5 protein-coding genes are annotated in these 7,379 nt (G+C 70.4%); 3 read left to right on the top strand and 2 right to left on the bottom strand.

Features of this window, described 5'->3' with window-relative positions; all coding sequences use genetic code 11:
* Positions 1-477 precede the first annotated feature (477 nt).
* Positions 478-894, top strand: coding sequence for a hypothetical protein (locus AC08OX_RS12595; RefSeq protein WP_035733326.1), 417 nt, complete (start codon positions 478-480; stop codon positions 892-894).
* 447 nt (positions 895-1,341) lie between these two features.
* On the top strand, positions 1,342-3,561 hold the full coding sequence (locus AC08OX_RS12590) for an NADP-dependent isocitrate dehydrogenase (protein WP_476607996.1): 2,220 nt from the start codon (positions 1,342-1,344) through the stop codon (positions 3,559-3,561).
* Positions 3,562-4,329: 768 nt separating this feature from the next.
* Here AC08OX_RS12590 and AC08OX_RS12585 read toward each other — a convergent pair.
* Together AC08OX_RS12585 and AC08OX_RS12580 are read right to left on the bottom strand one after the other, a co-directional pair.
* A complete protein-coding gene (locus AC08OX_RS12585; protein WP_476607995.1) occupies positions 4,330-4,920 on the bottom strand; it encodes a hypothetical protein in 591 nt (196 codons plus the stop codon).
* Positions 4,921-5,106: 186 nt separating this feature from the next.
* On the bottom strand, positions 5,107-6,666 hold the full coding sequence (locus tag AC08OX_RS12580) for a N,N-dimethylformamidase beta subunit family domain-containing protein (protein ID WP_476607994.1): 1,560 nt from the start codon (positions 6,664-6,666) through the stop codon (positions 5,107-5,109).
* A gap of 363 nt (positions 6,667-7,029) precedes the next feature.
* Here AC08OX_RS12580 and AC08OX_RS12575 point away from each other — a divergent pair.
* On the top strand, positions 7,030-7,379 hold a 350-nt coding region (locus AC08OX_RS12575), incomplete at its 3' end, for a winged helix-turn-helix transcriptional regulator (protein ID WP_476607993.1).

The following is a 7,379-nucleotide window of genomic DNA, read 5'->3' as shown; positions in this document are numbered from 1 at the left end:
CCGTCACACCACGCGACCTTCGCGCAGCCCTGCGTGCCGGGTACGCATGGGGAAAGGGACGCTTCGCTCGCGCTGTGTCGCCCAGGGCGCCCCGAGTCACCCCACAGCACGTCTACAAAACGTCACCGATCACAACGTAGCGTGATCTCTGCGCGGCCCTGCGGTTGGGGCACCGGCGTGGATAGATGAGTCCTACGCGCTGGTCGACGGCCGGTGATGCGTCGCGGGTGTCGTCATCTTCGCAGGTGTCGCCTGCGGGTTTCGGCGCAACGCCGACATCAACGCGCCGCCCAGAATATTGCCGCAGGACGTGCGGTGAACGCGCGGGGAGGCATGGCATCGGCTGTGCCGACGAACCGCGAACCTCACCACCACGCCCCCTTTGGTGGGTGCGTAGGAGTCGGGATGCCCACCTTTCAGGGCGGGGAGGACGTCAGTCGCCAGCCCGGGACGCCCGCGGTGAGGGACGGTGGTTCTATGACCGACGACGACGATGACTGGGCCCCGCCGCCCGTGCCCCACGGCGACGGAGACCCGATAGCAGCCGCGGGCGAGGCGCTCAACGAAGCGGAGACCGCCCTGCGGACCTACGCCTGGATACCGGACGCGGACGAGGTCGATGCTGCCGCCGCCATCCTCCACCAGCTGGATTCCGGGCAGCATCGACCTGACGCCCCGGCCCGGTACCTCGTCCACCGGGCGCTGGACGAGACGTACCCGCAGCTGATCGCCTGGCGGCCCCGACCGCTGTACCTGTATGCGGCGGTGAAAACCGTGCAGCTTCTCGCCGCGGCACCGCCCACCCAGGAGCGTGACGATGCCACCCTCGTCGCCTGGGACCGCCTGACCGTCCTGCTCCGCGTCGTGTCCGCCACCGCGGGTGGCAGTAGCTGACATCTGCCCGGATCCGACACCTGCCCGGACCTGACACCTGCGCGACACCTTCTCGACACCTGCCCGCGCCGTCCCACCCGCACCCGGTGGCCGGCGACTGATCCGGAGGTGGCTGCCGCGATCGCCGAAGAAATAAGCTACATCGGCCCCCACCGCGGCGAGTCCGGAGGAGATGGTCGCGTTGCGTTTGGAGAGGTTGGCCCCGAAGTTGGCTCCTAGGTTGGCCCCGTGGACGGCGAGCCGGGCTGTCCGGAACCGGCCGGCGACCGCGTGCCCGGGTTGTCCGGAGCGTCACCGAGCCCCGCGCGCGAGGAGACCCGATATGGCGATCATGCTGGTCGGTGGGGTGCCGCTGCCGACAGCCCCGGCCCGGCGAGGACCCCGGTGGAGCGGGCGTTCAGGGCATACCTTGATACCCAGATGAAACAGACGCGAAGCGGAGTATCGGTGACTGACTCGACCATCATCTATACACACACTGACGAGGCTCCGGCCCTGGCGACGTACTCGTTCCTGCCCGTGGTCCAGGCGTACGCCGCGACGGCCGGGGTCAGTGTCGACAGCCGCGACATCTCCCTGGCGGGGCGGATCATCGCCAGTTTCCCCGAGGATCTCGAGGAGGCCCAGCGCATCGAGGACGCGCTCGCCGAGCTCGGTGAGCTGGCCAGGACGCCCGAGGCGAACATCATCAAGCTGCCGAACATCTCGGCTTCGATTCCGCAGCTGAAGGCGGCGATCGTCGAGCTGCAGCAGCAGGGCTATGCGCTGCCGGACTACCCGGACGACCCGAAGACCGACGAGGAGGGGGAGATCCGCGCCCGTTACGACAAGGTGAAGGGCAGCGCCGTCAACCCGGTGCTGCGCGAGGGCAACTCCGACCGCCGCGCCCCGGCCTCGGTGAAGAACTACGCTCGGGCCCACCCGCACCGGATGGGCGCGTGGACACCCGACTCGAAGACGAACGTCGCCACGATGGGCGCCGACGACTTCCGCTCCACCGAGAAGTCCACGATCATCGCCGCGGCCGGCACGCTGCGCATCGAGCTTGCGGGTGACGACGGCAGCACCACCGTCCTGCTCCCGTCCCTGCCGGTGCTGGCGGGCGAGGTAGTGGACGCGGCCGTCCTGCGGGTGGCCGCGCTGCGCGAGTTCCTCACCGCGCAGATCGCCCGGGCCAAGGCCGAGGGCGTGCTGTTCTCGGTGCACCTGAAGGCCACGATGATGAAGGTCTCCGACCCGATCATCTTCGGCCACGTGGTACGGGCCTTCTTCCCGAAGACGTTCGCCACCCACGGCGCGACGCTCGCCGCGGCCGGCCTGTCCCCGAACGACGGGCTCGACGGTATCCTCAAGGGCCTGGAATCGCTGCCCGAGGGCGCGCAGATCAAGGCCTCCTTCGCCGCGGAGCTCGCCGAGGGCCCCGCCCTGGCAATGGTCGACTCCGACCGCGGCATCACCAACCTGCACGTGCCCAGCGACGTCATCGTCGACGCCTCCATGCCGGCCATGATCCGTACCTCCGGCCACATGTGGGGCCCGGACGGCCGGGAGGCGGACACCCTGGCGGTCCTGCCCGACTCGAGCTACGCCGGCATCTACCAGGTCGCCATCGACGACTGCCGGGCGCACGGCGCCTACGACCCCGCGACGATGGGCTCGGTGGCCAACGTCGGCCTGATGGCGCAGAAGGCCGAGGAGTACGGCAGCCACGACAAGACCTTCGAGATCCCCACCACGGGCACGGTGCGGATCGTCGACCAGACCGGCACCGTGGTGCTGGAGCAGGCGGTCGCCGCCGGCGACATCTTCCGCGCCTGCCAGACCAAGGACGCGCCGATCCGGGACTGGGTGAAGCTCGCCGTCGCGCGCGCCCGCGCCACCGGTGACCCGGCGGTGTTCTGGCTCGACGAGAACCGCGCCCACGACGCGAGGCTGATCGAGAAGGTCCGGGCGTATCTGCCCGGGCACGACACCTCCGGGCTGCGGATCGAGATCAAGGCTCCGGTCGACGCGATCGCGTTCTCACTGGAGCGGATCCGCCGCGGCGAGAACACGATCTCAGTCACCGGCAACGTGCTGCGTGACTATCTGACCGACCTGTTCCCGATCCTGGAGCTCGGCACGAGTGCCAAGATGCTCTCGATCGTCCCGCTCATGAACGGTGGCGGCCTGTTCGAGACCGGCGCCGGCGGCTCCGCGCCCAAGCACGTCCAGCAGCTGCTCAGGGAGAACTACCTGCGCTGGGACAGCCTGGGCGAGTTCCTGGCGCTCGCGGCCAGCTTCGAGCAGTTCGCGCGGACGACGGGCAACGCGCGTGCCCAGGTGCTCGCCGACACCCTCGACCGCGCGACCGCCACCTTCCTCAACGAGGACAAGTCGCCCAGCCGCCGGCTGGGTGGCCTCGACAACCGCGGCAGCCATTTCTACCTGGCGCTCTACTGGGCGCAGGAGCTGGCCGCGCAGACCGGCGACCCCCGTCTCGCGGAGGCGTTCGCCGGTCTCGCCAAGACGCTCGCCGACCAGGAGAAGGCGATCGTCGACGAACTGATCGCGGTCCAGGGCTCGCCGGCTGACATCGGGGGGTACTACCAGCCCGACCCCGTCAAGGCCGCGGCCGTCATGCGTCCGTCGAAGATCTTCAACGAGGCCATCGCCAGCCTCGGCTGACGAGACCCGAGCGAGGGTCCCACGCCAACGAGGGGGATCCCACGCGATAACGCGATGAGAGGGGAGGGCCCCGGACCCCGGAGGCCGGGGCCCTCCCGTCGTCGACTGCTGCCATGCCGTGACTCCGTGTAGCGCAATGGCCTCCACCTGTCGCGGCGGAACTTCGCTCCAACGATGAACCGAAACATGTCCGTTGAGGTTCATGGGCGGCGCCTAGCGTCAGCCGGGTAGCTGAGCGATTTTCCGGGCCAGTCAGTGACATTGAGCAGGGTTCCGGGCTGGTCGGTGATGACGACGCGCTGGAGTTGATCAGATCCCGGTTGTCGGGCCTGTCGCCGGCGGAGCGGCGGGCCGCCGATGCGGTGCTGCCGGCGCTGCTGGAGGTCCTGGACATCTCGTGACCCGGGCCGGCCGGGCCCTGATGTGACGCGTCCCCGCCGCCGGGCGATGCGGGCGAACGCCGCGGCCCGGCCGCTGCGGCCCGGCCGGCCCCGCCAGCCCGGCCAGCTACTTCGGCCACTCCGGTGATGCGCGGCACTGCCGGGAGGGTCCGTCGCCGAACGGCACTCCGGTCCACCGGCCATGACTCCCCCGTCGCGCCCCGACGTCCGATGGTTCCCTTGCCCCATCGCATCCTGTCACGCTTATCTAACTCCACTGCATGATTGGTGGATTGGCGGGACCGGGCCGATCGTCCGCGGGTCGCCACCAGGGCCCGCCGGGCGGAACGGCGAGGCGGCGGCGCGGAGCGGCGAGGCGGAGCGGAACTCAGCCGGCGCCGGGCACCGTGACGTTCTTCTCCGTGAAGCCGAAACCGGCCTGTCCGGCGGTCTGCTGGAAAGCGGTGAAGAGGTTCTCCTCGGAGTTGATGTCGGCATCCGTCGCGGTGCCGTTCTTCAACTTCCCGGTGAGGGTGTTGAACTTGTCGCTGATTGACTGCACCGCGTTGCACAGTGACGGGTTGGCCAGGGCGAACTTCTTGGCGACCTTGAGTTCGTGGACGGTGAACACGCCGGCGACCGCGGCCTTGGCGTAGGTACGTTTCCGTTTCGGGGCTCCGGATCGGAAGCCGCCGTTCTTCGCCGGCTTGTAGATGTACCGGTGGAAGGCCCCGAGTGCGAGGCCCGCGTGCACCGCGAACCGTGTCTTGGCGAAGGCCCTGCTGTTGCCGGCCGTCGGGCAGGCACCGCTGTACTCGGAGTCGTCGTCGGTGCCCGTCGAGCTGGATGCCGTGGCGCCCTGCACGGTCTTGGAGCCGCCGTTCGAGGAGCTGCACGCCCCGAGCAGCACGGCCGGGAGCAGCGCCACCAGCAGGACGATTCCCCATCGTGATGCGCGGCCCGCCGGTCTGGCGATCATCGAAGACATCCACTACCTACTTTCGACAGCGTTCGCCGGCATCGCGGATGTCCGGCGAACGATCTACGGCGTTACGCGTGCGATGGGTGACTCTAGACGAGTAGGCCCTGGATCGGAGCGAATGGGGCAGACGGGCCGGTGGGCAGGCAGGCAGGCGGGCGGACGGCGCCACAACGGGGTTTCGGGTCAGCGTTCGCTGCCGGTGACAGGTGTGCTGCGGGCCTCGGCCGGGACGGACCGGGCCGCGGGGTGGACCCGCCCGGCCGGCCCCGCGGCGAAGGCCTGCAGCAGGGTGGTGGTGACCTGGGTGACGAACCGCTGCACCGGCTCCCCTTGGGTGCCCGGCCCGCAGACATCGAGCAGGGCGCACACCCACGCGCTGGTGCCGGCGTCGAAGACACCGGCCCCGGACGGCGCCGTGTAGTAGCTGACGTCGGAGTAGTCGGCCTGACCGTGGCAGGCCACCGGCGAGTGGGCCAGCACTTCGATCATCTGTGGCGTCGGCCGGTTGGGATCGACGCGATCATATTCGGATCCGATCATGCCCGGGATCCGGCTGCCCGCCGCCAGCCCCGTGCCGGCCAGCAGCCAGTGACCGGGGTTGGTCACCACCAGGTCGGCGTGCACCGGGTTGCACTGGTACATGCCGCCGGTGAGCGAGCTCTCCGGGTCGGCGTTCGGCGGCGACGGCCAGTTCGCGGTGATCTGACTGTTGTCCCGCCCGTACAGGGGGTCCTCGTTGGCGACCTTGTAGCCCGTTTCCAGCCGGTCGGGCCCATGGGGCGTGGGCGCGAGCCGGATCCGGCGGTACACGGCGTTGGCGCCGAGGAAGGCGATGTTCGCCCCGGCGTCCCGGGCGGCGGTCAGCGTCGCCCGCATCCGCGGCGAGTAGTACTCGTCGTGCCCCAGCGAGATCACCGCGCGGGCACCGTCGAACAGCCGCGGCTCGGCATGCAGGTCGATGTCGGTGGCATAGGCGAGCGGCAGGCCGAGCCGCTCTGCCAGCGTCACCAGGGGCGCCTCGTTCCCGGTGAAGTCCGCGGCACCGTCGCCGTAGCCGTAGGGCCGGTCGAACGAGACGACGCGGGCGCGGTCGGCGAAACCCCGCAGCCCGTGGTAAAGGCTGTAGCCTCCCCAGGCGTTGTACGCCTGCCAGGTGGTGACCGAGTTGAGGATCACGATCCTGCCCTGCGCGGACGGGCTGCGCACCGTCAACGGCACGTACGACTGGAATCCGTTGCTGCTGTCGAGGCGGAACAGGTAGTCGCCCGGCGGCCACGTCGCCGTGTCGAAGGTCATGGTCGGGGCCCACGACGCGGCCGACACGGTGTTCGTCGTCGCGTTCATCGCCGCCGACGGCTGGACCCGGCCGGGCAGCTCCTCCCGCCGGGTGATGAGCCGGCAGGTGTGGCCGCCGTACCAGCCGATCCGGAACACCGAGACGGCGAGCCGGCTCGCCGTGGTGGAGGCGAACAACCGTACGGGCTGACCGGGGTCGACGCCGACCCGGTCCAGCCAGCCCTCGACCGCGTGGCCCTCGCCGAGCCGGGCCAGCCCGCAGTCGGCGCCGGGCCGGGCGTTTTCGGCCTTGACGTCGAACCCGGCGGGCGTGTCCGGCTCCGTGGGTCTCCCGGACCCGCCCGACGCGTCGGTACCGGCCGACGGCCGGTTACCCGCCGCGGGCGATGAGCCGTCACAACCGGTGCCGACCAGCCCGATCAGGCCGACCAGCGCGACGGCCGTCAACGCGACACGGGGTGACACGGGACGGGATCGCGCGGCGCCCGACTGGACGATGCCGGAGGGGACGATGCGGCCGCCGGTCGGGCGCCTGTCCTGCCGCGACCACCACGCAACCCGCAGTCCCGACGCAATCTGCGATCGCAAGCCGCCCCCGTCCCTACCCGATCTTCACCTCGCTCCCGTGCCGGACCGCTATCCGATCGACCTGATGGCTCAGTGCGAGGACGTGGCGGGTCAACCGTAGCCGCAGGCCCGGGGGGCCCGCCCAGCGCGCTGTGACCCTGTCCTGCGCCGTGACCCTGTCCTGCGCCGTGACCTGCGCTGCGTCGAGGCACCCGTGATGCGTCGGGCACCTACTATGACCGGATGGTTGCGAGGCCGGAGGACGGCGTGAGCTGTCAGGCGCTGACCCCGGTCTTCGCGCTGCTGGGGAAGCGGTGGAGCGGTCTGATCATCAGTACGCTGATGGCCGGCCCGGCGAGGTTCTCCGAGATAGCGAAGCTGGTGCCGGGGGTGAGCGAGCGGATGCTGTCGGGCCGCCTCACCGAACTCGTCCAGGCCGGCCTCGTGGAGCGTGAGGTTCTCAAGGGGCCGCCGGTGGCGACGCGTTATCGGCTCACCCCGCGGGGCGAGGGGCTGCGCACGGCGCTGCACGAGCTGGAGGTGTGGGCGCAGGAGCATCTCGTCGCGCGCGGGGAGCCGCCGTGTCCCAGGAC

Source organism: Frankia sp. CoBUL1 (genome assembly GCF_978021245.1).
The sequence above is the reverse complement of the archived record's forward strand: the minus strand, read 5'-3'. Positions and strand labels throughout refer to the sequence as shown.